The 26,107-nt window shown below is 57.1% G+C and carries 25 protein-coding genes and 1 other annotated feature; of the genes, 7 read left to right on the forward strand and 18 right to left on the reverse strand.

What is annotated here, in order from left to right:
• Positions 1-6: 6 nt before the first annotated feature.
• The 6 genes from thrC to yjjY all read right to left on the reverse strand — a co-directional run bounded on the left by thrC (position 7) and on the right by yjjY (position 6,277).
• The gene (thrC, locus tag AB8818_RS13865) at positions 7-1,293 is read right to left on the reverse strand and encodes a threonine synthase (protein ID WP_192981953.1); all 1,287 of its coding nucleotides are present in this window, start codon (positions 1,291-1,293) and stop codon (positions 7-9) included.
• 3 nt (positions 1,294-1,296) lie between these two features.
• Complete coding sequence (gene thrB, locus AB8818_RS13870) at positions 1,297-2,226, reverse strand: homoserine kinase (protein WP_047957721.1); 930 nt, start codon at positions 2,224-2,226, stop codon at positions 1,297-1,299.
• A gap of 1 nt (position 2,227) precedes the next feature.
• Positions 2,228-4,690, reverse strand: a complete 2,463-nt coding sequence (thrA, locus tag AB8818_RS13875) for a bifunctional aspartate kinase/homoserine dehydrogenase I (protein WP_116342415.1) — start codon at positions 4,688-4,690, stop codon at positions 2,228-2,230.
• A gap of 24 nt (positions 4,691-4,714) precedes the next feature.
• Positions 4,715-4,832: a sequence feature (Thr leader region), on the reverse strand.
• Positions 4,771-4,839 (reverse strand): thr operon leader peptide, encoded by a 69-nt coding sequence (gene thrL / locus AB8818_RS13880; protein ID WP_015572623.1) that lies wholly within the window; start codon positions 4,837-4,839, stop codon positions 4,771-4,773. (Overlaps the previous feature by 62 nt.)
• A gap of 211 nt (positions 4,840-5,050) precedes the next feature.
• Complete coding sequence (locus tag AB8818_RS13885) at positions 5,051-5,737, reverse strand: tRNA/rRNA methyltransferase (protein WP_116342413.1); 687 nt, start codon at positions 5,735-5,737, stop codon at positions 5,051-5,053.
• Between the two features lie 399 nt (positions 5,738-6,136).
• A complete protein-coding gene (gene yjjY, locus AB8818_RS13890; protein ID WP_085928893.1) occupies positions 6,137-6,277 on the reverse strand; it encodes a protein YjjY in 141 nt (46 codons plus the stop codon).
• Between the two features lie 95 nt (positions 6,278-6,372).
• Between yjjY and arcA the strand changes: the two genes are divergently transcribed.
• Positions 6,373-7,089, forward strand: coding sequence for a two-component system response regulator ArcA (gene arcA, locus AB8818_RS13895; RefSeq protein ID WP_003856501.1), 717 nt, complete (start codon positions 6,373-6,375; stop codon positions 7,087-7,089).
• 46 nt (positions 7,090-7,135) lie between these two features.
• Here the strand turns inward: arcA and creD are convergent, their stop codons facing one another.
• Genes creD through creA form a run of 4 tightly spaced genes read right to left on the reverse strand, consistent with a single transcriptional unit; the run spans position 7,136 to position 11,143 of the window.
• Positions 7,136-8,488, reverse strand: coding sequence for a cell envelope integrity protein CreD (creD, locus tag AB8818_RS13900; protein WP_371199909.1), 1,353 nt, complete (start codon positions 8,486-8,488; stop codon positions 7,136-7,138).
• A 56-nt stretch (positions 8,489-8,544) separates the two neighbouring features.
• Positions 8,545-9,969: a two-component system sensor histidine kinase CreC gene (gene creC / locus AB8818_RS13905; RefSeq protein WP_192981950.1), complete on the reverse strand. Its 1,425-nt coding sequence runs from the start codon at positions 9,967-9,969 to the stop codon at positions 8,545-8,547.
• A complete protein-coding gene (creB, locus tag AB8818_RS13910; protein WP_116342409.1) occupies positions 9,969-10,658 on the reverse strand; it encodes a two-component system response regulator CreB in 690 nt (229 codons plus the stop codon). The genes creC and creB overlap by 1 nt, the downstream gene beginning before the upstream one ends.
• Positions 10,659-10,672: 14 nt before the next feature.
• Positions 10,673-11,143, reverse strand: a complete 471-nt coding sequence (creA, locus tag AB8818_RS13915; RefSeq protein ID WP_014882476.1) for a protein CreA — start codon at positions 11,141-11,143, stop codon at positions 10,673-10,675.
• Between the two features lie 211 nt (positions 11,144-11,354).
• On the opposite strand from creA, the gene robA reads away from it, so the two are divergent.
• Positions 11,355-12,224, forward strand: a complete 870-nt coding sequence (robA, locus tag AB8818_RS13920) for an MDR efflux pump AcrAB transcriptional activator RobA (protein ID WP_116342407.1) — start codon at positions 11,355-11,357, stop codon at positions 12,222-12,224.
• Here the strand turns inward: robA and gpmB are convergent.
• The gene (gene gpmB, locus AB8818_RS13925) at positions 12,221-12,868 is read right to left on the reverse strand and encodes a 2,3-diphosphoglycerate-dependent phosphoglycerate mutase GpmB (RefSeq protein ID WP_008502057.1); all 648 of its coding nucleotides are present in this window, start codon (positions 12,866-12,868) and stop codon (positions 12,221-12,223) included. The genes robA and gpmB overlap by 4 nt on opposite strands.
• Before the next feature lie 49 nt (positions 12,869-12,917).
• Between gpmB and yjjX the strand changes: the two genes are divergently transcribed.
• Positions 12,918-13,433 carry an inosine/xanthosine triphosphatase gene (yjjX, locus tag AB8818_RS13930; RefSeq protein WP_192981947.1) on the forward strand — a complete coding sequence of 172 codons (516 nt, stop codon included), beginning with the start codon at positions 12,918-12,920 and terminating at the stop codon, positions 13,431-13,433.
• On the opposite strand, the gene trpR is transcribed toward yjjX, so the two are convergent.
• Positions 13,424-13,753, reverse strand: a complete 330-nt coding sequence (trpR, locus tag AB8818_RS13935) for a trp operon repressor (RefSeq protein WP_061099291.1) — start codon at positions 13,751-13,753, stop codon at positions 13,424-13,426. The two genes, yjjX and trpR, sit on opposite strands and share 10 nt — an antisense overlap.
• A gap of 55 nt (positions 13,754-13,808) precedes the next feature.
• A complete protein-coding gene (gene sltY / locus AB8818_RS13940; protein ID WP_233002939.1) occupies positions 13,809-15,746 on the reverse strand; it encodes a murein transglycosylase in 1,938 nt (645 codons plus the stop codon).
• A gap of 226 nt (positions 15,747-15,972) precedes the next feature.
• Here sltY and ettA point away from each other — a divergent pair, with 226 nt between their 5' ends.
• On the forward strand, positions 15,973-17,640 hold the full coding sequence (gene ettA, locus AB8818_RS13945; protein ID WP_032660788.1) for an energy-dependent translational throttle protein EttA: 1,668 nt from the start codon (positions 15,973-15,975) through the stop codon (positions 17,638-17,640).
• A gap of 91 nt (positions 17,641-17,731) precedes the next feature.
• Here the strand turns inward: ettA and AB8818_RS13950 are convergent, their stop codons facing one another.
• Positions 17,732-18,631 carry a LysR family transcriptional regulator gene (locus AB8818_RS13950; protein ID WP_163331148.1) on the reverse strand — a complete coding sequence of 300 codons (900 nt, stop codon included), beginning with the start codon at positions 18,629-18,631 and terminating at the stop codon, positions 17,732-17,734.
• A gap of 108 nt (positions 18,632-18,739) precedes the next feature.
• On the opposite strand from AB8818_RS13950, the gene AB8818_RS13955 reads away from it, so the two are divergent.
• Positions 18,740-19,741: a zinc-binding alcohol dehydrogenase family protein gene (locus AB8818_RS13955; RefSeq protein ID WP_192981941.1), complete on the forward strand. Its 1,002-nt coding sequence runs from the start codon at positions 18,740-18,742 to the stop codon at positions 19,739-19,741.
• Positions 19,742-19,796: 55 nt separating this feature from the next.
• Here the strand turns inward: AB8818_RS13955 and nadR are convergent, their stop codons facing one another.
• From nadR to serB, 3 genes are read right to left on the reverse strand one after another with little or no spacing between them, the layout of a single operon-like run.
• The gene (gene nadR, locus AB8818_RS13960; protein ID WP_192981939.1) at positions 19,797-21,029 is read right to left on the reverse strand and encodes a multifunctional transcriptional regulator/nicotinamide-nucleotide adenylyltransferase/ribosylnicotinamide kinase NadR; all 1,233 of its coding nucleotides are present in this window, start codon (positions 21,027-21,029) and stop codon (positions 19,797-19,799) included.
• Between the two features lie 35 nt (positions 21,030-21,064).
• Entirely contained in the window at positions 21,065-22,450 is a 1,386-nt protein-coding gene (gene radA / locus AB8818_RS13965) for a DNA repair protein RadA (RefSeq protein WP_003856523.1), read from the reverse strand.
• Between the two features lie 11 nt (positions 22,451-22,461).
• A complete protein-coding gene (gene serB, locus AB8818_RS13970; protein ID WP_192981937.1) occupies positions 22,462-23,430 on the reverse strand; it encodes a phosphoserine phosphatase in 969 nt (322 codons plus the stop codon).
• A 117-nt stretch (positions 23,431-23,547) separates the two neighbouring features.
• On the opposite strand from serB, the gene AB8818_RS13975 reads away from it, so the two are divergent.
• A complete protein-coding gene (locus AB8818_RS13975) occupies positions 23,548-24,192 on the forward strand; it encodes a YtjB family periplasmic protein (protein WP_116342397.1) in 645 nt (214 codons plus the stop codon).
• Positions 24,193-24,231: 39 nt separating this feature from the next.
• Positions 24,232-25,248 carry a lipoate--protein ligase LplA gene (lplA, locus tag AB8818_RS13980; protein ID WP_192981935.1) on the forward strand — a complete coding sequence of 339 codons (1,017 nt, stop codon included), beginning with the start codon at positions 24,232-24,234 and terminating at the stop codon, positions 25,246-25,248.
• An 85-nt stretch (positions 25,249-25,333) separates the two neighbouring features.
• Here lplA and deoD read toward each other — a convergent pair whose 3' ends face one another.
• The gene (gene deoD, locus AB8818_RS13985) at positions 25,334-26,056 is read right to left on the reverse strand and encodes a purine-nucleoside phosphorylase (RefSeq protein WP_010427122.1); all 723 of its coding nucleotides are present in this window, start codon (positions 26,054-26,056) and stop codon (positions 25,334-25,336) included.
• Between the last annotated feature and the right edge of the window lie 51 nt (positions 26,057-26,107).

Genomic DNA, 26,107 nt, shown 5'->3' on the forward strand with positions numbered 1-26,107 from the left:
ACACAATCACGCGCGCGTCATCATCAACTTACGCAGCGCCGCAAAGTCCGCCGGCAGCTCATGAGACAGCAGCGGCAGGTCAGCACGCTCGGCCAGCTCTTTCGGCAGCGGCAGCGTTTCGCCCAGGATCGCTTCCACGCTCTCTTTGAACTTCGCCGGATGCGCGGTGCCCAGGAACAGGCCATATTCACCCGGGTTAAGCTGGTCGCGCAGCGCCCGGTAGGCAATTGCCGCGTGCGGCTCAGAGGTGTACCCCACCGCCTTCAGCTCGCGCATGGTGGCTTTGGTGGTTTCGTCCGTCACCGCGGCGTAGCCCAGGTCACCCAGACGCCAGATCTTACGGCGGAACAGCTCTTCTACGCGCGGCCAGTTGTTCGGCTGTGACACGTCCATGGCATTGGAGAGCGTGGCCTGCGTGGCGTTAGGAGCCCATTTGCCGTCTTTCAGGAAGCGCGGCACGGTGTCGTTGGCGTTGGTAGCAGCGATAAAGCGTTTGACCGGCAGCCCCAGAGATTTCGCCAGCAGGCCCGCCGTCAGGTCACCAAAGTTACCGCTTGGTACGGAAACTACCAGCTGATTGCGCGCTTCCTGCGGCAGCTGCGCCACCGCTTCGAAGTAGTAGCAGATCTGCGCCAGCAGACGGCTGATATTGATGGAGTTCGCCGAGTTCAGCCCCAGCGCGGCCTTCAGCTCTTCATCATCGAACGCCTGCTTGACCAGCGCCTGGCAGGCATCGAAATCGCCGTCGATCGCCACGGTTTCAATGTTGCCGCCGAGGGTGCAGAACAGTTTTTCCTGCAGCGGGCTGATCTTGCCTTTTGGATAGAGGATCACCACGCGGACGTTTTTCAGGCCATAGAACGCGTGCGCCACCGCCGCGCCGGTATCGCCGGAGGTGGCGGTCAGGATGGTCACCGGTTTGTCGCCGCTGATGTGGGTCAGCATCTGCGCCATAAAGCGGCCGCCGAAATCTTTAAACGCCAGGGTCGGGCCGTGGAACAGCTCCAGACAGCCAACGTCAGGCTCCACCTGCTTAACCGGAGCCGGGAAAGCAAACGCCGCGCGCACGCGCTCTTCCAGCAGCTCCTGCGGGATTTCGTCGCCGATAAATGCAGAAAGAATTTTGGTGCTGCGGGTGACAAAATCCTGTTTCAGCAGTTCGTCGATGTCGGTCAGCTGGAATTCCGGCAAGTCATGCGGGAAAAACAGCCCCTGGTTTTTGCCCAGCCCCTGAGACACCGCCTGCGCGAAGCTGACCTGCTCGTTATGATCTTTAAGGTTGTAGAGTTTCATTAATTATCCCAGTACTCGTGCGCCAGCCGTGTCCAGACGGCAAATATGAACAAAGCCTTCCTGATTTTGCAGGTAGTGTTTAGAGAGCCAGTCCGCCACGCGCTGCGCGGTGTCTGGCTTATCGCACAGGGCGAACAGCGTCGGGCCGGAGCCGGAGATGCCGCACGCCTGCGCGCCGATATCCATTGAAGCCTGTCGCGCCTCGTTAAAGCCGGGCAGCAGCTTCGTGCGGTACGGCTCGGCAATGACGTCCTTCATTAGCTTCGCCGCCAGCTGCGGCTGACGGGTGTAGCAGGCGTGGATAAAGCCCGCCAGATGACGCCCGTGGGCGATGCAGTCCTGGCGACGATACTGCGCAGGCAGGATCGCACGCGCTTCCGCGGTAGAGACCTTAATGCCCGGATACGCCAGCACCCATAGCCACTCATCAAACCCTGGCACCTGCTGGCTGATGATGCCATTTTCTTCGATCATCAGCTGCATGCCGCCGAGGAAGCACGGCGCCACGTTATCGTAATGAATACTGCCGGAGATGCGTCCTTCAAGCTCGCCCATCAGCCCCAGCAGACGGCTGTTATTCAGCGGCTTACCGCAGTGCTCGTTCATCGCCACCAGTGCGGCAACCACCGAACAGGCGCTGGAGCCCAGGCCCGAGCCAATCGGCATACTTTTTTCCAGCGTCATGGCGACCGGCACATTTTTGCCGATCTCCTGACAGAATCGTTCCCAGCACTGATAGACAATATTCTCGCGCGGCTCAGACGGCAGCTTACTGGCAAAGCGGCCCACGTTATTCAAGCTGAAGCTCTCTGCCGCTTCAACCGTGACCGTATCGCCCAGCAGCGAACCATCTACCGGCGTCACCGCCGCACCCAGCACGTCAAATCCGACGCTCATATTGGCGCTGGAAGCCGGGGCATAAACTTTGACCATGTTAAACTCCTAACTTCCATGACAGGGTACGCAGCAGATCGGCAAACACACCCGCCGCCGTAACATCGTTCCCTGCGCCATAGCCGCGAAGCACCAGCGGCAATGGCTGATAATAGTGGCTGTAAAACGCGAGGGCGTTTTCGCCGTTTTTAACTTTGTACAGCGGGTCGTTGCCATCCACTTCGGCAATCTTCACCCGGCATACGCCATCTTCTTCAATGTTGCCAACATAGCGCAATACCTTACCTTCATCACGGGCTTTCGCCACTCGCGCGGCAAAAGCGTCGTCAAGCTGGGGCAAATTCGCCATAAAGGTGCTGACATCGCCGCTGCTGTCAAACTCGGCTGGCAACACGGGTTCAATCACGATATCGGAAAGCTCAAGCTCGCGCCCCGTTTCACGCACCAGGATCAGCAGCTTACGCGCCACGTCCATACCGGAGAGATCGTCACGCGGGTCCGGCTCGGTATAGCCCAGCTCGCGCGCGGCACGGGTCGCTTCCGAGAGGCTCATGCCCTCATCGAGCTTGCCGAAAATAAACGACAGGGAGCCGGAGAGAATGCCGGAGAAACGCTGCAGTTCGTCGCCCGCGTTCAGCAGGTTTTGCAGATTTTCGATAACCGGCAGGCCGGCACCGACGTTAGTGTCGTACAGGAACTTGCGGCGCGACTTGCTCGCCGCCAGACGCATCTGGTGATAGTAATCCATCGACGAGGTGTTGGCCTTTTTGTTCGGCGTCACCACGTGGAAGCCTTCGCGCAGGAAATCGGCGTACTGGTCGGCCACAGCCTGGTTTGAGGTACAGTCAACGATCACCGGGTTAAGCAGGTGATACTCTTTCACCAGACGGATCAGGCGCCCCAGGTTGAACGGCTCTTTCGCCTCCTCCAGCTCCGCCTGCCAGTTTTCCAGGTTAAGACCGTGGACGTTGGTCAGCAGCGCCCTGGAGTTGGCGATACCGCAGACGCGCAGGTCGATATGTTTTTTCTTAAGCCACTCCTGCTGGCGCTTCACCTGCTCCAGCAATGCGCCACCGACCCCTCCTACGCCAATCAGGAACAGCTCGATCACCTGATCGGTGTTGAACAGCATCTGGTGCACCACGCGAACGCCGGTGGTCGCATCGTCGTTATCCACAACAACGGAAATTGAACGCTCGGACGAGCCCTGAGCAATCGCCACGATATTGATATTGGCCCGCGCCAGCGCGGCAAAGAATTTGGCGGAGATACCGCGCAGAGTGCGCATACCGTCACCGACCACAGAGATCACGGCCAGGCGCTCCTGAATGGAGAGCGGCTCCAGCAGTTCCTCTTTTAACTCCAGGTAGAACTCTTCTTCCAGCGCGCGGCGGGCGCGCAGACAGTCGACCTGCGGCACGCAGAAGCTGATGCTGTACTCGGAAGAGGACTGGGTGATCAGCACCACCGAGATACCGTTGCGTGACATGGCCGCAAAAACGCGCGCCGCCATGCCGACCATCCCCTTCATCCCGGGACCGGAGACGCTGAACATCGCCATATTGTTCAGGTTGGAAATACCTTTCACCGGCAGGCCATCTTCATCGCTGCTGGCACCAATCAGCGTGCCTGGCGCCTGTGGGTTACCGGTGTTTTTAATCAGGCAAGGGATCTGGAACTGGGCAATCGGGGAGATGGTACGCGGGTGAAGCACTTTGGCGCCGAAGTAAGAAAGCTCCATCGCTTCCTGATACGACATCGACTTCAGCAGCCTGGCGTCCGGCACCTGACGCGGGTCGCAGGTATAGACGCCGTCGACGTCAGTCCAGATCTCACAACAGTCCGCGCGTAAACAGGCAGCCAGCACGGCGGCAGAGTAGTCGGAGCCGTTGCGGCCCAGCACCACCAGTTCACCCTTCTCATTTCCGGCAGTGAAGCCTGCCATCAGGATCATGTGGTCAGCGGGAATTTTGCTTGCGGCGATACGGCGGGTTGATTCGGCAATATCAACGGTAGATTCGAGGTAGTGACCCACCGCCAGCAGTTTCTCAACCGGGTTGATAACGGTCACGCTATGGCCGCGCGCTTCCAGCACGCCCGCCATGATGGCGATGGAGAGTTTTTCGCCCCGGCAGATCAGCGCCGCGTTGACGCTGTCCGGGCATTGGCCCAGCAGGCTGATGCCGTGCAGCACATGTTTGATCTGAGCAAACTCCTGCTCAACGAAAGACTTCAGCTGCGCGAGCGGGAAACCATGCTGTGCCTCTGCCAGCCCCTGCAGCAGCTCAGCGAAGATACGCTCTGCGTCGCTGATGTTCGGGAGTGCATCCTGGCCACCGATGGTCTTTTCAATCATCGCCACCAGATGGTTTGTGATTTTTGCCGGGGCAGAGAGGACGGTCGCAACCTGCCCCTGCCTGGCGTTGCTCTCCAGGATATCGGCAACACGCAGAAAGCGTTCTGCATTTGCCACTGATGTACCGCCGAACTTCAACACTCGCATGGTTCTACCTCGTTTCCTTTAGCCGAAAAAAAAGCCCGCACTGTTCAGGTGCGGGCTTTTTTCTGTTTTTCCTGTACGCGTCAGCCCGCATCGTTACCTGTGGTAATGATGATGGTTGTGGTAATGGTGGTGATGCTGATGCGTTTCATGGATGTTGTGTACTCTGTCATTATTATCTGTCTGTGCTGTATTCTTTTAGGGTTAAAGGATCGGGCACCTTAAGTCAATGAATTTTTAATTTGATCACAATTCCGCAGACGTTCACGTCACGCTGCGCGCCGTTTTATTTTCATCCTAATCCCCCAACTGCAACCCTCCACGACAGACCTTTTCGCCATACTAAAAACTTCTGGCAGCATTTTACTCGGCCAATTTTTTTTCAATATCGTGCAGCAAACGGTGCAACATGGCAGTGTCCCGCTGCTCAAGACGTCCAAGGCGCTGCTGTAGCCAGTCGGCCATTTTTTGATCGTCCGCAACGCCAAGGCTCGATAGCAGGCTCTCCACGCGGGCACGAAGCGCGGCCAGCTGATTTTCATTTGCCGCTTCTGCCTGAGGTTGGGGGATTTGCATTAGGGAGGCTAATTGATAGCAATAGACCATGACCGCCTGGCCTAAATTCAGGGAAGGATAATCGGCTACCATCGGCGCACCGGTGAGAACGTCCGCCAGCTCAAGCTCTTCGTTGGTGAGCCCGGAATCTTCGCGACCAAATACCAGCGCGGCTTTCTCCAGCCACTGGCTTTTCTCCTCCAGCATGGGTACCAGTTCAGCAGGCGTGACGTAGTAGTGGAACTTCGCCCGGCTGCGTGCGGTGGTCGCAACGGTAAACGAAATATCGTGCAGCGCGTCGGCAAGCGTAGCGTAAGTCTTTATATTATCGAGAATATCACCCGAACCGTGCGCCACCCAGCGGGCGGCAGGCTCCAGGTGCGCAGTGCTGTCCACAATACGTAAATCGGTAAAACCCATGGTCTTCATGGCGCGCGCCGCAGCGCCTATATTTTCGGCTCTGGCTGGAGCGACCAGTACAATCGACAGATGCATTTATGCTCTCTTTTTAATCAGTTAGCGGGTAAAAATGTGATGCACTTCAACATATTACGCAGCGCGAATTTACAAATTTGCAACACGAATCACCGAAATAGCGTTTCATAATAAATTAAAGACGCTAAACTATTTTGTGTCTGAACAATCAGTTAGAATGTTAACAGGAGCCTATTATCCCTATGTTTTATAATGATAATGGCAACATGAATACCCTATTCTGATTGGATTCGCTTCGTTTATAAATCAATCTCCGCAACTAGTTGGTTTATTGAAAAATTGTGACAAAGGCTAGCATTCGGCTACGATGATTTCATCAAACTGTTAACGTGCTACAATTGAACTTGATATATGTCAACGAAGCGTAGTTTTATTGGGTGTCTGGTGTCACTTAGCCTGTTATGTTGCTGTTAAAATGGTTAGGATGACAGCCGTTTTTGACACTGTCGGGTCCAAAGGGAAAGTACCCAAGACCAAGCTAATGATGTTGTTGACGTTGATGGAAAGTGCATCAAGAACGCAATTACGTACTTTAGTCACGTTAAGCCGATCATGTTAATTTGCGACATGTATCAGGCAGGTCAGGGACTTTTGTACTTCCTGTTTCGATTTAGTTGGCAATTTAGGTAGCAAACATGCAGACCCCGCACATTCTTATCGTTGAAGACGAGTTGGTAACACGCAACACGTTAAAGAGCATTTTCGAAGCAGAAGGCTACGATGTCTTTGAAGCGACCGATGGCGCAGAGATGCATCAGATCCTTTCTGAAAATGATATCAACCTGGTGATCATGGATATCAACCTGCCGGGCAAAAACGGTCTTCTTCTGGCGCGCGAATTGCGCGAGCAGGCGAACGTCGCGTTAATGTTCCTGACGGGCCGTGACAACGAAGTTGATAAGATCCTTGGCCTGGAAATCGGTGCGGATGACTACATCACCAAGCCGTTCAATCCTCGCGAGTTAACCATTCGTGCACGCAACCTGCTGTCCCGCACCATGAACCTGGGCACAGTCAGCGAAGAGCGCCGTAGCGTCGACAGCTACAAATTCAACGGCTGGGAACTTGATATCAATAGCCGTTCGCTGATTAGCCCGAACGGTGAGCAGTATAAACTGCCGCGCAGTGAATTCCGCGCGATGCTGCACTTCTGCGAAAACCCGGGCAAAATTCAGTCCCGTGCAGAGCTGCTGAAGAAAATGACCGGCCGTGAGCTGAAGCCTCATGACCGTACCGTAGACGTGACCATCCGTCGTATTCGTAAACATTTCGAATCTACGCCTGATACGCCGGAAATTATCGCCACGATCCACGGCGAAGGGTACCGCTTCTGCGGAGACCTGCAGGAGTAATCCGGCAGTTAACCCATGAAAAAACGGCGCATTTGCGCCGTTTTTTTTATTTCCAGATCCGCATCGTATCGTCATCCGGCGATGCAGCTGGCTCAGACCGCTTCGGCTGTGAAAGTGAATACCAGTCGAGATGTCGGGTCAGGTACATCACGGCGAACAGTGCCAGCGCCAGCACCGCTGACCCCAACAGCAGCGCGCTATCCTCCGAGCGCAGCAAGAACCACATCACCACGTCCAGCCCCAGCAGGGCCAGCACGAACAGCCCGCTACGCTTCCAGCTTTTCAGCACAGCCCGCAGGTACATCCCGTTCATCGCCGCGCCAACCAGACTTGCAACAACCCAGGCTGGCGTAAAGCCGACGTGTTCTGACAGCGCCAGCAGCACCAGATAGAACAGCACCAGCGACAGCCCCACCAGCAGATACTGCATCGGGTGCAGGCGCAGCCCGGTCAGAGTTTCGAAAACAAAGAAGGCCATAAACGTCAGCGCAATCAGTAAAATAGCGTACTTGATCGCCCGGTCAGTCAGTTGATACTGATCGGCGGGCGTGGCTACCGTGACGCTGAAAGCGGGGATCGACTCCCACGCCGGAGATTCACTGCCGTTGAACCAGCTCTCAAGGTTGTTCGCAAACCAGCTGCTCTGCCAGTTCGCCTGGAAACCGGAATCACCAATTTTGTGCTTCACCGGCAGATAGTTACCCATAAAGCCTGGATGTGGCCAGTTACTGTTCAGCGCCATTTCACTGTTACGTCCCACAGGCACCACGGCAAAACTTCCCGTCCCTGCCAGATTCAGCGACATCTCCATGACAAACGTTTTTGGCTCCAGCGCTTTGTCCGTCAGCGGGATATGAATCCCGGAAAGCCCCCCATACACGCCTAAACCCGGCTCTACGCCCAGCGTCTCACCGTTGATACTGGAGACGTTCACCGTGCCAATACCGCGAGCGTCGCCCACGCCAACAACGATAAACGGCTGCCCCAGGGTCATCGCCTCCCCTTTCAGCTGCGTGATTTTTTCGGTGTTGAACCGTGCTTTTATGTTGAGTTTAGTGTTCCAGATCTGCCCGTCATAAATACCGATATTTCGGGACTCAACGTGCTGGTTACCCTCAACCAGCAGAGACTCCGGCAGGATAAAGCGCATATAGCTTTTCTTGTATTCGACGTTCTTCTCATCCTCTAACTTGTAGAAGATCTCCGTCACCGGGATCGCAATCAGTGGGCCGACCAGTTTTTGCGGTCCACTGGTACTCTGGCGAAGCGTATTTTCGACATCGTTACGGTAGCTTTCACGCTCTGAAATGAGGTTACTCACCATAAACAGCGGAACTAACAGCAGCAGAATGCACCCCAGCAGGGTGCTTACTTTCCAGAACAGGGGGGATTTCATCATTACGTCTCCTTTGTGATGAGGAGAGCGTAACCAGGCTGTGTGGGGGCAGTTTGAAGTTATGTGAAGGGACGGTGAAGTGTCAGCGTGGCCATCACGCCACCTTCATCACGATTGCGCAATGTAATGTCTCCCTGATGCAGACGAGCCACCTCCCGGACAAAGGCCAGCCCAAGCCCGCTGCTCTTAAACCCGTTCTCCCGCGGCAGGGAATAGAAGCGTTCAAAAATACGATCCTGCGCGTAATTCGGGATCCCGCTTCCGCTGTCGGTGACGATCAGCTGTATCTGCCCGCGCTCTTCCCGGGCCGCCAGTTCTATGGATCCGCCCTGCGGCGTAAAATCGATAGCGTTATCCAGTAAATTGCCGAGCGCCTGTTCGAGCAGATCGGGATCGCCTTCAACATAAAGCGAAGCAGGCTGGAGGGTCAGCGCAATCTCTTTTGTCGCCAGCTGCGCCGATCGCGCGTCGGCAAGCCGGGTAAACAGCGAGTCGACCCGGACGGCCTCGGGCGTAATCTCGACCCGATTTTCAAGCCGAGCCTGAGCGAGCAGTTTTTCAACCAGCGACTGCATTCGCGCGTTTTGTACCAGAATATTATCGATGAAACGAGCAGCCACCTGCGGCGGCGGCTGCTCGGCGAGTATTTCCGCCGCGCCGCGTATGGCGGCGATCGGGCTTTTCAGCTCGTGGGTGAGCGCATGGACATAGCGTTCAATATAGTTTTTCCCTTCGAGGCGAATGCGCATATTTTCCAGCGCCTGGGCCAGCTTGTGCAGTTCGCTACTACCTGGATTGGGCAGCGGGAGAGGCGTGTCGGTGGTCACCGAGTCGGCGTAGCGCGATAACGTACTGATGGAACGGTTGATCCACCAGGCGACAAAAAGACCGATCAGCAAAGCAATGCCGAGCAGCGCCCCGCCTGCCCACAGAATTCGCCGCTCGCTGCGATGGATAACCGGTGCCATCGCGCTGTTAGGTTTCCCTACCGACAGCACGCCGATGATTTTGCCCTGCTCCACAACCGGCGCTGCAACATACATCACCGTACTCTCCGGATCCTCGGGATTGATCTGAGTACTGCGCGCGCCGTATTCGCCGCGAAGCGTCAGCCAGACGTCGTTCCAGCGAGAGTAATCCTGCCCCACGGCCAGACCGGCGGAATCAAAAACCACTCTACCCTGCGCATCGGTCATATAGACGTGATACTCGTTGCGCACCTTATGAATGCCGCCGATATTGGCGCGGAAAGGCCGCTGATGGAGTTGGGAAAAGGCCTGCGCCAGTTTGCCCTGCTGCGCATTGCCCGAAAGAAGATCCTCACGCCCGACTTCGGCGAGCAAGGTCGCGGTATCGATCAACGTGCCCTCGGTTGCCCTGCGCACGCCGGGCTTCACTTCCTGAACAAAGATCGACAGCACAAACCACGCGGCGATGGCCACGATGAGGAAATATCCCAGCAACAACCGCATCCCAATGCGCATCAGTAAAGGCCCAGACTATAGCCCATACCGCGATGGGTGCTGATGGGTGAAAGTTCCTCGTTCACCGCCCGCAGCTTGGCGCGCAGGGTTTTGATGTGGGTATCCACGGTACGATCGAAACTGTCCCCGTCTTCACCCCATACCTTGTCCATGAGTTGCTGGCGAGAAAATACTCGTCCGGGCGCCTGTAACAGGGTTTTGAGCAGCAAGAATTCGTAGCGGGTCAGGGGCAATGCTTCACCGCACCAGCTGATTCGGGCTGCAGGTTCGTTCAGCTCAAACTGCCCGATACGCACCGTCTCTGCTGGCGCGGCGGATTTTTGCATCCGCCGTAAAATGGTCCTTACCCGGGCACATACCTCGCGCGGGGAGAAAGGTTTGGCGACGTAGTCGTCTGCGCCCATTTCCAGGCCGAGGAGTTTATCCACTTCGTCACTGCGTGCCGTCAGAAACAGCACGGGCAGTGATGGATGCTGCGCAAGAAGCTGGCGGCAGAGCTCGAAACCGCTGATGTCCGGCAGCCCGACGTCCAGAATGGCGAGCGCCGGAACCTGCCGCCGCGCCGCCTCCAGCACCGGTAGCCCCCGTTCAAACGCCTTTACCGCAAACCCTTCCTGCTGAAGCATGTAGATAAGCGTATCGGCGATACTGGTTTCGTCTTCAACCAGCCAGACCACAGGTTGTTGCATGGTTCATCCCTGCATTAATGCCACGGCATAATCGGCACCGCGCTGATCGCGTTTTTCGGTGAGCCTTCCACCACTTTGTCGGAATACGCCAGGTAGGCCAGGGTGTTGCGTTTGGCATCATAGAAACGCACCACCTGTAGCTTTTTAAACACCAGCGAGGTCCGTTTCTGGAATACCACATCGCCCTGCGCTTTGCCGTTTTTGATTTTATCGCTCAGCTCAACCGGCCCCACCTGCTGACAGGAGATCGCCGCATCGGAAGTGTCTTCCGCCAGCCCCAGGCCGCCTTTAATACCGCCCGTCTTCGCGCGGCTAACGTAGCAGGTAACGTTTTTCACGTCCGGATCGTCAAACGCCTCCACCACAATTTTGTGGTCCGGACCGAACATTTTGAACACGGTATCGACAGAACCAATCTGTTCCGCCTGCGCCGCACGGCCCGCTACCAGCAACAGGGCAGTAAGAAGCAAAGTCTTGTATTTCATATTGTTACCATTCTTTAAAATTGCACTGAGCAATTATTCAACACGTTAGTCAAAAATGTAGCAAGATCACAGGATTAGAATATATTCACCCAAAACGAAGGAGAAAAGGCATTAATGCGCAAAAAAAACACTGAATGCTAAAACATCAAAAAATGCTATTATCCGCTAACCTGTTATCAGGCACCTGCTGTTTTAAGGATGAGGATAGTATATGGATCAGGCTGGAATTATTCGCGACCTGCTCACCTGGCTGGAAGGTCATCTCGACCAGCCTTTGTCACTGGATAATGTGGCGGCTAAAGCGGGCTATTCCAAGTGGCATCTGCAAAGGATGTTCAAGGATGTCACCGGTCATGCTATCGGGGCCTATATTCGCGCACGTCGTTTATCGAAATCTGCTGTAGCGTTGCGCCTGACGGCGCGGCCCATTCTGGATATTGCTTTGCAGTACCGTTTTGATTCGCAGCAGACCTTCACCCGCGCCTTTAAAAAACAGTTCTCGTTGACGCCAGCGCTCTATCGCCGCTCGCCTGACTGGAGCTCGTTTGGTATGCGTCCGCCGCTGCGTCTGGGCGAGTTCGCAATGCCGAAATACGAAATGGTCACTCTGCCGGAAACCCATCTGATCGGTACGACCCAGAGCTATTCCTGCTCTCTGGAGCAGATTTCTGAGTTCCGTCATCAGATGCGCGTCCAGTTCTGGCGCGATTTCCTGAGCCATGCGCCGGCCATTCCGCCGATCCTGTATGGCCTCAACGAAACGCATCCAAGCCAGGAAAAAGACGACGAGCAGGAGGTGTTTTACACCACCGCCCTCACCCCTGACATGGCCAACGGCTACATTCAGGGCTCTAAACCTGTCGTACTGGAAGGCGGCGAGTATGTGATGTTCTCATACGAGGGTTTAGGAACGGGCGTCCAGGAGTTTATCCTGACCGTTTACGGAACCTGCATGCCAATGCTGAATCTGAATCGCCGTAAAGGTCAGGATATTGAGCGCTACTACCCGGCGCAGGATGCCAAACCGGAAGAAGGCCCAATCAATCTGCGTATGGAATTCTTGATTCCGATCCGTCGTTAACGCTGCAGTTCGTCAAGCGCAGGGGCATCGAGATGCGAAATGTCCCCTGCCATCTCCACCACCCAGCCCGACGCCAGCCACGCGCTTTCCTGGTAATCAATCCGGGAAATGGAGCAGTTGCGCAGACGCAAACGGCGCTCGGCATAAGCCGGCAATCCCAGAATGGTGCTCACCAGACAGCCCAGGGCGATACCGTGACTCACCAGCAGCGGACGGCTGCCTGCCGGAAGCTTGAGGCATTCCGCCAGTGCCGCATGCATACGCACGCTCAGCTCCTGCATGGATTCGCCCTCAGGAATACGGCCATCTTCGGTACCGTTCACCAGTGTGCGACGCCAGCCCTCTTCCGTTTCCGTCAGCGTATCGATATGGCGCTTTTCCAGCACGCCCATATCCAGCTCGCGCAGGCGCGGCTCAAGCATCACATCGCAGCCGCAGGCGTCTGCAATGATGCGCGCCGTCTGCTGTGTGCGACCTAAATCGCTGGTAATAACGTGGGTAATGCCCAGCGTTCTGGCGCGTTCCGCCACCTGCCACGCTTGCTGCACACCCTTCTCGGTGAGAGGACTGTCTGACTGGCCTTGAATACGTCGCTCGGCGTTCCACTGCGTTTCACCGTGGCGAACAAGGTATACCTGTAACATGCTTTTTTTCCGTTATACTGCGATGAGTTTTTTTGAATCGAGCTTAATTATGCACCATGTTGTCTCTGCTACCACCAATCCTGCCAAAATTCAGGCAATTCTAAAGGCTTTCGAAGAGATTTTCGGCGAAGGATCCTGCCATATTGAGGCCATCGGCGTCGAGAGTGGCGTACCTGAACAGCCGTTTGGCAGCGAGGAAACGCGCGCTGGCGCACGAAATCGCGTGGCAAATGCAAAAGCCGCGGCCCCGAAAGCTGACTTCTGGGCCGCCATAGAAGCAGGCATCGACGAAGGCGCAACCTTTAGCTGGGTGGTGATTGAAAGCCGCGAGCAGCGCGGCGAAGCACGCTCGGCCACCCTGCCGCTGCCGGAGATCATTCTGGAAAAAGTCCGCGCAGGTGAAGCGCTCGGGCCGGTAATGTCGCACTACACCGGCATTGATGAGATTGGCCGTAAAGAAGGGGCAATTGGCGTCTTTACGGCGGGTAAGCTCACGCGTTCAGGGGTTTACCATCAGGCGGTGATCCTGGCGTTAAGCCCGTTTCATAACGCCATTTATCGTTGATCGCCCAATAAGACTGACTCAAGCCACTGACGCAGCTCGACCGGCGCAGACTTCAGGCTGTTCGATCCACGGGTGATGGTCGCGATGCCCGCGCCCAGCTCGTTTTTCAGCTCGCGCTGGCTCATCTCACCGCGCAATAGCTCTTCAATGATGCGCACGCGCGTGCCCAGCGCCTCACGCTCGTCCGGCGTGAGCATCAGCTGCATGAGGGGTAGGTGCAAATCCTGCTCGTAAGACTGGCGAAGCAGCTCCACAAAACGAAGCCACTCCTGGTGACGCTGTTCGGCCATCGCCGAGGAATATGGGGAATGCTGGGTCATGTTATGCTGCCTCTTGTACTCATTAGCGAGTACAGCATAACACAACCCATGCCGATCAGTAACGTCTCTGCCACTCAGCATCGCTCATCAGGGTATCTTTCTGCCCCATGAAGTAGCGATAGTAGGCGTCATAGGCCAGCACGTTCTTCACGTAGCCGCGCGTTTCCGAGAACGGGATGCTCTCGACAAACGCCACGGCGTCGATGCGTCCGGCGCTATTGCCAAGCCAGGTGCGCACGCGACCCGGGCCGGCGTTATACGCCGCCGACGCGAAGATACGGTTATTGCCGAACTGCTGATACACGTACTGCAGGTAGCTGGTGCCGATGTTGATGTTGGTATCCGGATCCAACAGCTGTGACGGGCTACTGTACCCAGGGATATTAAACATCTTCACCGTGTGCGTTGCCGTGCCAGGCATAATCTGCATCAGCCCGCTGGCGCCCACCGGGGAACGGACTTTCGGGTTCCAGGCGCTCTCCTGACGAGCAATCGCCATGGCGTAGCTTTGCGGGATATCTTTGCCGCTGGTGTAGCGGTCAAACAGATCTTTATACGCCAGCGGGAAACGCTCTTCGAGATGATCCCACAGCTTACCGGCGATCGTCGCCTGCACGCTCAGATCCCACCAGTGATTATCAAACGCATAGCGGGCAAGCTGCGCTTTTTCATCCGTGGTGCGGCTGGTCACCAGGTTGGCCCACTCGCTGCGCGCGGTGTTATCCATGTTCCAGTACATCAGCTCGCGAACGCGCGCCATCTCTGGTCCCTGCGTCAGCGACGGGTTCGCATTAGCGGGCGCTTTGTCGATCCTGAGCGTGTACTCTTCGCCCAGACGCTGGGCGGCCGCCATCGGATAGAACCCACGCTGCTGCATCAGCGAGTGAAGAATATCTTTGGCTTCGCCTTCACGACCACGCTCCAGCAGCAGATCCGCCTGCCAGTAGCGCCATTCGTCTTTCTCTTTGGCATCCATCGGCAAACGCGCGAGCCAGGTGTTGAGGCCACGGCGGTCGCCGGTACCCAGCGCCATGCGCACGCGGCGTTCCACCAGCGACGTGGAGTTAGAACGCATAATGGCATCGTCTCGCCAGCGCGCCTGTTCGTCGGTCACATCCGTGCCCATCAGTCGCCACGCCACGATGTCGCGCAGCTCCTGGGTTTGATCTTCATTCAGCTGCTGCGCCTGCACCAGCTGCGGGATCATCAGCCGCGCATTTTCGACATCGTCGCGCGCCACGCTGGCAAAAGCCACCGCCGCCATCTGGCGGGTAAAATCGGTCGAGCCCGTGCTGCGGGCAAAGGTCAGCACGCTGTTCGGATCGTTTGCCAGCGCGATAACCGCCGAGGAGATAGTCTGGTAATCGGACGGCATCTGCCCTGCCAGCGCGGTCACCAGACGCGTGTTGCCGGCTTTCATCGCCAGGCGGATGCGCTCAAGGTAGGCCAGCGGGTCCTGCTTGCCGGACGCGCGCCATGCGCCAAACAGGGAATCACAGGCGTTCGGCTGGCTTTTGCCGGTCAACCACAGATCTTTCGCCCCGGCCCATGCCTCTTCCTGCTGTCCGGTCGCCCATTTCGCATAGTAGTAATTACACTGCGCTTCGGTGGTATTCGGCTTGTCAGGGCTAAACGCCAGCAGGCCGCGCCAGTCTTCACGACGCGCCAGCTCATTCACAAAACGAGACTGGAGATTCCGGGCAGGCGGCAGGGTCGGGTTCGCCTTAATGAAATTATTCACGGTGACGGTCGGCTGGTTCATCAGATCGTCGGTAATCTGGCGATACTCCAGATACGGATACAGCGGATAATCTTTGAGCGTCGGCATCAGCGCCTGCACGGTATCCATCTGCTTGTTGTCCCACGCCTGTTTAATCTGGGCGTAGCGGTTACGTTGTTCATCCAGTGAATCTGCATGCACCGCCTGGCTTACCGCCATTACGCATACGCTGGCAGCCAGCAGACGCCAGACCACCCGTTTGGCTTTTTCCACAAGCTCTTCCTCATTGTTTTTTCGTCAATTGCAGCGTCTTGCCACGTCAAAGTCACAACAACTTATGCTAACCAGGCATCCTGCAACGCGCCACGTCATGGACACTTTTTTACCTTTCTTGCGCGTTTTAACACTCCCGACGTTCCTGGCTGGGATTAGGGCGTGAAAAAGGCTACACTTCGAGGCTGAAATTCCTTCTCATTACGATAAAAGAGGCGAAGTCCACGTGGCTCAATTCGTTTATACCATGCATCGTGTCGGCAAAGTTGTCCCGCCGAAACGTCATATTCTTAAAAATATCTCGCTGAGCTTCTTCCCGGGCGCAAAAATTGGTGTTCTGGGTCTCAACGGTGCCGGTAAGTCCACCCTGCTGCGCATCATGGCCGGCATCGATACAGACATCGAAGGTGAAGCCCGTCCGCAGCCTGGCATCAAGATCGGCTACCTGCCGCAGGAACCTCAGCTGAACCCGGAACACACCGTACGTGAGTCCGTTGAAGAAGCGGTGTCCGAAGTGGTTAACGCCCTGAAAGGTCTGGATGAAGTGTATGCCAAATACGCCGAGCCGGATGCGGACTTCGACAAGCTGGCCGCTCAGCAGGGCAAATATGAAGAGATTATCCAGGCGCACGATGGTCACAACCTGAACGTGCAGCTGGAGCGTGCGGCTGATGCCCTGCGTCTGCCGGACTGGGATGCGAAAATCGCGAACCTCTCCGGTGGTGAACGCCGCCGCGTGGCGCTGTGCCGCCTGCTGCTGGAAAAACCAGACATGCTGCTGCTCGATGAACCGACTAACCACCTGGATGCGGAATCCGTGGCATGGCTGGAGCGCTTCCTGCACGACTTCGAAGGCACCGTGGTGGCGATTACCCACGACCGTTACTTCCTCGACAATGTCGCAGGCTGGATCCTGGAGCTGGACCGCGGCGAAGGCATTCCGTGGGAAGGCAACTACTCCTCCTGGCTGGAGCAGAAAGATCAGCGCCTGGCGCAGGAAGCTTCTCAGGAAGCGGCCCGTCGTAAGTCTATTGAGAAAGAGCTGGAGTGGGTGCGTCAGGGCGCGAAAGGCCGTCAGTCTAAGGGCAAAGCCCGTCTGGCACGCTTCGAAGAGCTGAACAACACCGAATACCAGAAACGTAACGAAACCAACGAACTGTTTATTCCACCTGGAGCACGTCTGGGGGATAAAGTGGTTGAAGTCAGCAACCTGCGCAAGTCTTACGGCGACCGCCTGCTGATCGACGACCTGAGCTTCTCCGTACCGAAAGGCGCTATCGTTGGGATCATCGGTCCGAACGGCGCGGGTAAATCGACCCTGTTCCGCATGATGTCCGGTCAGGAACAGCCTGACAGCGGCTCTATCACCCTGGGTGAAACCGTGAAGCTGGCCTCCGTTGACCAGTTCCGTGACGCGATGGATAACAGCAAAACCGTGTGGGAAGAAGTCTCCGGCGGTCTGGATATCATGCGTATCGGCAACACCGAGATGCCAAGCCGTGCCTACGTTGGCCGCTTTAACTTCAAAGGCACCGACCAGGGCAAACGCGTGGGCGAGCTGTCCGGCGGCGAGCGCGGTCGTCTACACCTGGCGAAGCTGCTGCAGGTTGGCGGTAACGTTCTGCTGCTCGATGAACCAACCAACGACCTGGATATCGAAACCCTGCGCGCGCTGGAAAACGCCCTGCTGGAGTTCCCGGGCTGCGCGATGGTTATCTCGCACGACCGCTGGTTCCTGGACCGTATCGCCACCCACATCCTGGACTACCAGGACGAAGGTAAAGTGGAGTTCTTCGAAGGTAACTTCACCGAATACGAAGAGTACAAGAAACGCACGCTGGGCGCCGACGCGCTGGAGCCGAAGCGTATTAAGTACAAGCGTATTGCGAAATAAAAGCAAAACGGCAACTTCGGTTGCCGTTTTTTATGTTTGTACCCTCTCCCCGTGGGAGAGGGTCAGGGTGAGGGCATCAGGCCGCACAAAATCACCCACCCACGTAATACCGCTTCACCTCATCGAACTGCATCGCAAACTCGATATAGCTCATCAGCGCGGGCGAGTTCAGCTTGCGGCTCGGATAGGCCAGCCACAGATCGTTACCTTCAACATTCCACTCAGGCAGCACCTGAACCAGCGCACCCTTTTCGATCTTATCTTCCAGCAGAAATGCGGGTAACAGCGTGATCCCCGCACCGGCAATCGCACATTCGCGGGCGTACACCAGATTATCGGTCAAGTGGGCATTATTCGGCAGGTAGCGGTAATCCTCGCCCTCGCTTCGCAGAAGCCACTCCGACCACGCCCGGTGCGTAATACTGCGGTGATCCACCAGTTGGCGAGGATGCGTCAGCGGCTCCCGACGCGCCAGATAGTCCGGCGAGGCCAGCATGTAGCGCGGGCAATGCCCGATCATCCGGCCAATCAGGGAGGAGTCCTGCGGCCTGCCGGTGCGCAGCGCCACGTCAAAGCCGGACTCGACCAGATCCACCACATCGTCAGAGATCGACACATCCAGCGAAACGTCAGGATAGCGAAGCTGGAACTCGGCATTCATATGCGCCAGCAGCGTCGCCCCAATCCCCGCCGGACAGGTGATCCGCAGTCGCCCGCTGGGGTTTTCACGCAACCGTTGAATGGCGTACTCCGCCCGCTCGCTGGCCGCCAGCATCTCGCGACAGTGCACCAGATAGTGCTCGCCCGCGAACGTGAGGCTGATCCTGCGCGTGGTGCGGTTGAGCAGGCGGATCCCCACCTGCTGCTCCAGCTGACTAATCCGCTGGCTCACGCTGGATTTTGGCAGTTCCGCCTTCTGCGCCGCCGCGGTAAAGCTGCCCATCTCTGCCACCAGCGCGAATAGAGCCATATCCTGCAGCTGTTTAAACATGATTGTTCATCCTTTGCGAACGCTGAGTTCTTGATTGTCCATCTTATCATGCAGCTGGCCACTTAATAGACTAGCCTCAACAAAACGCATGCCATTGAGGAGCACACCATGTCTGTTAAAGCCATTGCCGTTAACCCAGAAAAGCCATCCACCTTCATTGAAATCACCCCGCCTATGCCGCAGCCCGGCGAGCACGATCTGCTGGTGGAGGTGAAAGCCGTCTCCATAAACCCTGTAGACACCAAGGTGCACGCAGGCATTGTCAAAAACGGGCTGAAAGATCCGCGCGTGCTCGGCTGGGATGCCAGCGGGATCGTCAAAGCCGTGGGGACTGGCGTGACCGGATTCAAACCGGGCGACGAGGTATGGTACGCGGGAGACATCACCCGCCCGGGCAGCAACACCACGCATCAGCTGATCGATGCGCGCATAGTCGGGCACAAGCCTGCCAGCCTCGGCTGGGCGGCTGCCGCAGCACTGCCCTTAACCGCGCTCACCGCGTGGGAAGGCCTGTTTGAACGGCTGAACATTCAGGATGCAGGGGCGGACAAAACGCTGCTGATCATCGGCGGCGCGGGCGGCGTGGGCTCGCTGGCGATCCCGTTTGCGAAGCACAACAGCAAAGTGAAGGTCATCGCAACCGCTTCACGAGAAGATTCCGCCCAATGGTGCCGCGATCGTGGGGCTGACGCGGTGGTGAACTACCGCGATCTGAAAGGCGAGCTGGCAAAACAGAACATCACCTTTGTGGATTACATTTTCATCCTCAACGACACCGACGGGCACTGGGATGCGGTCAGCGAACTGATTGCACCGCAGGGGCATATCTGTTCCATCGTTGAGAATGAACATCCGCTGAACCAGGACAAGCTCAAGTCCAAATCCGCCGCGCTGCACTGGGAGTTTATGTACACCCGCAGCATGTACCAGACCGCTGATATGGCGCGGCAGGGTGAGATCCTCAATGAGGTGGCGAAGCTGGTGGATAACGGCGTGGTAGAAAGTTCGCTGAGTGAAACACTGCACGGGCTGAGCGTGGAAAGCATTACCGAAGCGCACCGTAAAGTGCTGGAGGGGCATATGCGGGGGAAAGTGGTGGTTGAGTTCTGAGTGGTTTGTTCCCCTCTCCCCTCTGGGGAGAGGGTTAGGGTGAGGGGGCGATGATTTAACCCTGCTCCCCCATCATCTCCTTCACCAGCTCGACGCAGCGCAGGAAACGCGAGTCGTAGTCCGACTCTTCCACATGCACAAACTCAACGTTGTTTTCGTTGAGCATCTCCACCAGCATGGACTGGAATTCTCGCCTGTCCACCGAGCTGCCGAGGCTGCGCATGCCGTCGGCCACCCACGGGGTATTATTTTCCAGCAGGATCACCAGGTCAAAACGGTATTCGTCAATCAGCGCCTGCACGAACGGGTGTTCGCGCCCCTCGTACTTTTTACAGAACGCCTGCGTGGTGACGAAATCGGTATCGATAAAGGCCACTTTATTGGCGTATTTCACCGCAAAATCAATGTACTGGGCGTGTCCGAGGGCAATTTTATCGTAGTCCGAATACTGCAATGCCATCTCGTCGCCGCCGAGGTGCGAGAACACATAATCGCGGCCATACTCCCACGCGCTGGTGGTGTTGAAGATGTTCGCCAGCTTGTTGACCAGCGTTGATTTACCGCTCGATTCACCGCCCAGAATAGCCACCGTGCGCACGAAGAACGGCTTCACTTCGGTCGGGATGTAATCCCAGTAGCGGAACGGGTTCTCGCGGATCTGCGCCCCGCTGATGTTCATAAAGGTGCGTTTTGGATCGATCAGCACCGTCTCGATGCCCAGATGCTCGCGGAACTGCGGCGCGTCGGACTCTTCAGAGGTGTAGATCCAATTAGGCGCAATGCCCTTTTCTTCCATAAACGCTTTGATGCCGTTGCTCCACACGTCCCAGCCGTGCGGGTACGGCTCCATGCCCTCTTCGTTAAAGGCATGAATACGAATGTTTTTCTGGTACTTAAAGGTCTGCAGCAGCCAGCGCAGGCGGTCCGGCACGGTGGGCTGCTGCGACATGGCGCTGTCTCCAAACAGCTGACGGTCGCGAGTTTCGTCGTAACCCATGATGATGTGCAGCTCGTCGACCTGGCTACAGGCGCGCTGGATCAGATAGATATGCCCGGTATGCAGGGGGTAAAACTTGCCGAACACCACGCCGATGTTCTTTTGCATACGCGGGAATTCGAGCCCCAGAAAACGGTGCAGCGCTTCGAGCTTCTGCGCGCTGGGGCTTTTGATTTTGGCGTTCAGCAGTTGGCTCAGGTAGCCTTTGGTCATGCCGCTGGCGTCAGCCACCTGCTGCAGCGTGCAGCCTTTCTGACGGATTGCGGTTTTGATGTAGTCAAATGATGACATAAATTACGGTGCCTCCTGCAAAATCGAATACGTAATTATAAGTCGTCAAAGACATTTAACGCATCTGCGAGTTTCTTAACGCCAAAGACCTGCATCCCTTCCGGGATTTTTTTCGGCACGTTAGCTGCCGGAACAATAGCCCGACGGAAGCCGTGTTTTGCTGCCTCGGAGATACGTTCCTGGCCGCTCGGCACCGGACGGATTTCCCCGGCCAGCCCCACTTCACCAAACACCACCAGATCCTGCGGCAGCGGCCTGTCGCGCAGGCTGGAGACCATCGCCAGGAGTAGCGCCAGATCTGCGCTGGTTTCAGTGACTTTGACGCCGCCAACCACGTTAACGAACACATCCTGATCCGCCATCTGCAGGCCGCCGTGACGGTGCAGCACCGCCAGCAGGATCGCCAGACGGTTCTGCTCCAGACCGACCGCCACGCGCCGCGGGTTACCCATCATAGAGTGATCCACCAGCGCCTGAATTTCGACGAGCAGCGGGCGCGTGCCTTCCCACAGCACCATCACCGAGCTGCCGGAGGTGATCTCATCGCCACGGCTCAGGAAGATAGCAGATGGGTTGCTGACCTCGCGCAGCCCCTGCTCGGTCATGGCAAACACGCCCAGTTCGTTCACCGCCCCAAAACGGTTTTTATGGCTGCGCAAGGTGCGGAAGCGGGAATCCGCGTCGCCGTCGAGCATCACGGAGCAGTCGATACAGTGCTCAAGCACCTTCGGCCCCGCCAGCGAGCCGTCTTTGGTCACGTGGCCGACCATCACAATCGCCACGCCGCGCGTTTTGGCAAAGCGCGTCAGGTAAGCGGCGGTTTCACGCACCTGTGCCACGCTGCCCGGCGAGGACTGAATGTCCGCCATGTGCATCACCTGGATGGAGTCGATCACCATCAGCTTCGGCTGCTCTTCTTCGGCGATCATGCAGATCTGCTCGATGCTGGTTTCGGAGAGCATGTTCAGGTTGCCGGTCGGCAGGCCCAGGCGGTGCGCGCGCATCGCCACCTGCTGCAGTGACTCTTCCCCCGTGACGTACAGAGTTTTCATCTGTTCGGCGAGCTTGCAAAGCGTTTGCAGCAGCAGGGTCGATTTCCCCGCGCCCGGGTTACCGCCGATCAGGATCGCGCTGCCCGGCACCACGCCGCCGCCGAGCACGCGGTCAAATTCCTTGAAGCCGGTGGAGAAGCGCGGCAGCGCCTCCAGGCTGATATCTGAAAGTTTTTGTACCTTCGACACGCCTGCATTGCCCGCATAACCACTCAGGCGTTCATTGCGGGCCACGCTCGGCGAAGCCGCCACACCACGCACTTCGGTGATGGTGTTCCAGGCATGACAGGCGCTGCATTGCCCCTGCCAGCGCGGATAATCCGCACCACATTCATTACAGACAAATGCGCGTTTTGGAGCTTTCGCCACGGTTTACCTCGTTATTTCTGATTAAGGCTGCCGGAGAGAATGCAGAACACCCCCATCAGGTCAGCGTGACGGATAGTCACTTCCGTCTTTTCATTCACTTTTGGCTTGGCATGGTAGGCAATGCCAAGGCCAGCAACTTTGATCATCGGCAGATCGTTCGCGCCATCACCGATGCCGACGGTCTGCTCGACAGGAATGTCATATTTCTCCGCCAGGCGCGTCAGGGTGTTGGCTTTGTACTGGGCATCCACGATGTCGCCGATCACCTGGCCGGTCAGCTTGCCGTCCATGATCTCCAGTTCATTGGCCACCACGGTGGTCAGATGCAGTTTTTCCCGCAGGTAATCCGCGAAGAAGGTGAAGCCACCAGAGGCGATCGCCACTTTCCAGCCGAGGGACTGCAGCTTCAGCACCAGCTGCGTCAGTCCCGGCATCAGCGGCAGCACGTCGCGCACCTGGCGCAGAATATTGGCGTCGGCCCCTTTCAGGGTCGCCACGCGCTGGCGCAGGCTGGCGGTGAAGTCCAGCTCGCCGCGCATCGCACGCTCGGTGACTTCCGCCACCAGCTCGCCGCTGCCCGCCAGCTTCGCAATCTCGTCAATACACTCGATCTGAATGGCGGTTGAGTCCATGTCCATGACCAGCAGGCCAGGGGTTTTCAGGTGAGGGATTTTACCCAGCGGCGCAACGTCCAGCCCGGCGTCATGCGCCAGACGCGTTGCGCGCTGCGTCAGGGAACCCGCCAGCCGGATGACCTGGTAATCTTCCACGCACCAGGCCGCTACGATGACCATCGCCGCGCCCAGCCTGGTTTGATACTGGGTCAGGCGTTGCTTATCCAGGCCGCGTCCGTACAGCAGCCAGCCGCTACGGCCAGCGTGGTAATCCAGAGGCATCACCTCATCGCCACTTAACGAGAGCGGCAATCCTGGCCATAAAGAGACATCCATTGGCAGGTCACACCAGGTAATGTTCGGCATTAAAGCTCCTGTAATTTCGTTCGCGCCGGAAGGTTCCAGAGGGAAAATAACGCATGAGGCTACCCTGTAACCATCACTTCTGGCAACATTAAGCCCTAAATTTTCAGCAGGTGGAATATGGCTCGCGCAAAACTGAAATTCCGGCTTCATCGCGCCGTGATTGTCCTTTCCTGTCTCGCACTGTTAGTGGCATTGATGCAGGGGGCATCGTGGTTTAGTCAGAACCATCAGCGGCAGCGCAACCCGCAGTTTGAAGAGCTGGCCCGCACGCTGGCGCGTCAGGTGACGCTCAACGTTGCGCCCCTGATGCGCACCGAGACGCCGGACGATAAGCGGATAGGCCAGGTCTTGCGTCAGCTTACGGAAAACAGCCGCATTCTGGATGCGGGCGTATACGATGAAAAAGGTGACCTGATTGCCCGCGCCGGAGAGCACGTCGACGTGCGCGACAGACTGGCGCTGGACGGCAAAAAAGCCGGGGGCTATTTTAACCAGCAGATCGTCGAACCCATTCAGGGCAAGAATGGTCCGCTGGGCTATCTCCGCCTGACGCTCGATACTCACACTCTGCCGACCGAAGCCAAACAGGTGGATAATACCACCAATATTTTGCGCCTGATGCTGCTGCTCTCGCTGGCCATTGGCGTCGTGCTGGCGCGTACCCTGCTTCAGGGCAAGCGCACCCGCTGGCAGCAGTCGCCGTTCCTGCTGACCGCCAGCAGATCGGTTCCCGAAGACGAAGAGAGCGAGAAGAAAGAATAGTGATAAAGTAGGCGAACGATTCGGAAAAGGAACTCTGCCATGACGACGTTACGCCTGCTTATCTCTGACTCTTATGATCCCTGGTTTAATCTCGCGGTAGAAGAGTGCATCTTCCGCCAGATGCCCGCCATCCAGCGCGTGCTGTTTCTCTGGCGCAACGCCGATACGGTGGTCATTGGCCGCGCGCAAAACCCGTGGAAAGAGTGCAATACGCGGCGTATGGAAGAGGACAACGTCCGTCTGGCACGCCGCAGCAGCGGCGGCGGCGCGGTGTTTCACGATCTGGGCAATACCTGCTTTACCTTTATGGCCGGCAAGCCTGAATACGATAAAACCATTTCAACCTCCATCGTGCTAAACGCACTGAATTCGCTCGGCGTAACGGCGGAGGCGTCGGGGCGGAACGACCTGGTAGTGAAAACGCCCGAGGGCGACCGAAAAGTCTCCGGCTCCGCCTACCGCGAAACCATGGATCGCGGGTTCCACCACGGCACCCTGCTGCTGAACGCCGATCTGAGCCGTCTGGCGAACTACCTGAATCCGGACAAGAAAAAGCTCCAGGCGAAAGGGATTACCTCCGTGCGCGGGCGCGTGGCGAATCTGGTTGAACTGCTGCCGGGGATTACGCACGAGCAGATTTGCGACGCGATCCGTGACGCGTTCTTTAAACATTACGGCGAGCGCGTGGATGCGGAAGTGATTTCGCCGGATAAAACCCCGGATCTGCCCAACTTCGCCGAAACCTTTGCCCGCCAGAGCAGCTGGGAGTGGAACTTCGGTCAGGCCCCCGCGTTTTCTCATCTGCTGGACGAACGTTTTACCTGGGGCGGTGTAGAGCTGCATTTTGACGTGGAGAAAGGCCATATCACCCGCACGCAGGTATTTACGGACAGCCTCAACCCGGCACCGTTAGAAGCGCTGGCGGCCCGCTTGCAGGGCTGTTTGTATCGGGCAGATATGCTGCAGCAGGAATGCGACGCGTTAATTGGGGATTTCCCGGGGCAGGAAAAAGAGTTAAGGGATTTGTCAGCATGGATTGCACAGGCAGTGCGCTAGTAAAAAAGCCCGCTGGCGCTGCGCTTAGCGGGCCTACAAAACCGTAGGCCGGGTCAGGCGAAGCCGCCACCCGGCACAACAGCTCTTACTCTTTATCGCCCAGCAGAACGGATTCCAGCGCGATTTTGATCATGTCGTTGAAGGTGGTCTGACGCTCGGCAGCGGTGGTCTGCTCGTGGGTACGGATGTGGTCAGAGACGGTACAGATGGTCAGCGCTTTCGCACCAAACTCAGCCGCGACGCCGTAGATACCCGCCGCTTCCATTTCCACGCCCAGGATGCCGTATTTTTCCATCACGTCGAACATCTCGCCGCCGTCCGGTGCATAGAACAGGTCAGCAGAGAAGATGTTACCCACGCGCGCTTCAACGCCCAGCGCTTTTGCCGCGTCGACTGCGTCACGCACCATGCCGAAGTCAGCAATCGCCGCGAAGTCGTGGTCTTTGAAACGCATACGGTTAACTTTGGAATCGGTGCAGGCACCCATGCCGATAACGATATCACGCAGCTTAACGTCCATGCGCACCGCGCCGCAGGAGCCCACGCGGATGATTTTCTTCACGCCGAAGTCGGTGATCAGCTCTTTGGTGTAGATGGAGCAGGATGGGATACCCATACCGTGGCCCATGACGGAGATTTTGCGGCCTTTATAGGTACCGGTGAAGCCCAGCATGCCGCGAACGTTGTTCACTTCACGCACGTCTTCGAGGAAGGTTTCCGCAATGTGCTTCGCGCGCAGCGGGTCGCCCGGCATCAATACGACGTCAGCGAAATCACCCATTTCTGCGTTAATGTGAGGAGTTGCCATCTTCAGTTCCTTTTCATTTAATATCTCCCTCTCCCTGTGGGAGAGGGTTGG

Origin of the sequence: Enterobacter sp. KB-280D8 (assembly GCF_041399405.1) — a bacterium.
Classification (GTDB): Bacteria; Pseudomonadota; Gammaproteobacteria; order Enterobacterales; family Enterobacteriaceae; genus Enterobacter; species Enterobacter cloacae_N.